The organism is Pseudomonas guariconensis (assembly GCF_024127895.1).
GTDB classification, from domain to species: domain Bacteria; phylum Pseudomonadota; class Gammaproteobacteria; order Pseudomonadales; family Pseudomonadaceae; genus Aquipseudomonas; species Aquipseudomonas guariconensis_B.
Window position 1 is genome coordinate 1 of record NZ_JAMYBK010000059.1, and the last position, 1,692, is coordinate 1,692.

Here is a 1,692-nt window from a genome sequence, read left to right on the forward strand (position 1 = left end):
GGCGTGGTCAAGGCCGATCCCAAGCGCAAGGTCGTCGCGCTGTCGGGTGACTACGACTTCCAGTTCATGATCGAAGAGCTGGCCGTGGGCGCGCAGTTCAACCTGCCCTACGTCCACGTGCTGGTGAACAACGCCTACCTCGGTCTGATCCGCCAGGCCCAGCGTGGCTTCGACATGGATTACTGTGTTCAACTGGCGTTCGAGAACATCAACGCCACCGAAGCCAACAACTACGGCGTGGACCACGTGGCCGTGGTCGAAGGCCTGGGTTGCAAGGCACTGCGCGTGTTCGAGCCGGCCGAGATCGCCCCTGCCCTGCTCAAGGCGCAGAAGATGGCCGAAGAACACAGGGTGCCGGTGGTGGTCGAGGTGATTCTCGAGCGTGTGACCAACATTTCCATGGGTACCGAGATCAACGCGGTCAACGAGTTCGAAGACCTGGCCCTGGTCGGCAACGACGCGCCTACCGCGATCTCGCTGCTGGACTGACCGCCTGACGCCCCCGTGCCGGCTGTGCCGGGGGCTTTCATCTGCAAGGAGACAACCATGCCTCGCTTCGCTGCCAACCTGTCCATGCTGTTCACCGAGCAGGACTTCCTGGCCCGCTTCAAGGCCGCCGCCGACGCTGGCTTCAGCGGTGTCGAATACCTCTTCCCGTACGATTTCAGCGCCGCCGAGATCAAGCAACAGCTCGACGCCCACGGCCTGACCCAGGTGCTGTTCAACCTCCCGGCGGGCGATTGGGCGCAAGGCGAGCGCGGCATCGCCTGCCACCCCGACCGCGTCGAGGAATTCCGCGCCGGGGTCGACAAGGCCATCGAATACGCCAAGGTCCTGGGCAACACCCAGGTCAACTGCCTGGCCGGCATCCGCCCACAAGGCCCGGACTGCGCCACCGTGCGCAAGACCTTCGTCGACAACCTCAAGTACGCCGCCGACAAGCTCGAAGCCGCCGGTATCCGCCTGGTCATGGAAATGATCAACACCCGCGACATCCCCGGCTTCTACCTGAACACCACCAAACAGGCCCTGGAGATCCAGGCCGAAGTCGGCAGCGCCAACCTGTTCCTGCAGTACGACATCTATCACATGCAGATCATGGAAGGTGACCTGGCGCGCACCATGGAAGCCAACCTGAAGTTGATCAACCACATTCAGCTGGCCGACAACCCCGGCCGCAACGAACCTGGCACCGGCGAGATCAACTACCGCTTCCTGTTCGAACACCTGGACCGCATCGGCTACCAGGGCTGGGTGGGCGCGGAGTACAAGCCACTGACCACCACCGAGGCGGGCCTGGGCTGGCTGAAGACCCACAACGCGATCTGAGAATGCTCTCGAAGGGGCAGCCCCGGCTGGCTTCCATATTCCCAGCGTCGCCTGCTCCACCGAGATTCAACAAATACAACGAGGTAATCTCTCATGGCTAAAATCGGTTTCATCGGCACCGGCATCATGGGCAAGCCCATGGCCCAGAACCTGCAAAAAGCAGGTCACAGCCTCTTCGTTTCCACCCACCACGATGCCGCTCCGGCCGACCTGATCGCCGCAGGCGCCGTCGCCCTGGCCAACCCGAAGGAAGTGGCCCAGGAAGCCGAGTTCATCATCGTCATGGTCCCCGACACCCCACAGGTCGAAGCCGTCCTGTTCGGTGAAAACGGCGTGGCCGAAGGCGTTGGCCCGAACAAGATC

The 1,692-nt window shown here is 62.7% G+C and carries 3 protein-coding genes; all 3 read left to right on the forward strand.

Annotation, left to right across the window (positions count from 1 at the left end; all coding sequences use genetic code 11):
• Window positions 1–489: thiamine pyrophosphate-dependent enzyme (locus tag NJF35_RS24495; protein ID WP_253091609.1), on the forward strand; the 489-nt coding region annotated here is incomplete at its 5' end.
• Between the two features lie 57 nt (window positions 490–546).
• A complete protein-coding gene (hyi, locus tag NJF35_RS24500) occupies window positions 547–1,329 on the forward strand; it encodes a hydroxypyruvate isomerase (protein ID WP_253081823.1) in 783 nt (260 codons plus the stop codon).
• Window positions 1,330–1,422: 93 nt separating this feature from the next.
• Window positions 1,423–1,692, forward strand: a 270-nt coding sequence (locus NJF35_RS24505; RefSeq protein ID WP_253091610.1) for an NAD(P)-binding domain-containing protein, incomplete at its 3' end; no start/stop codon positions are given.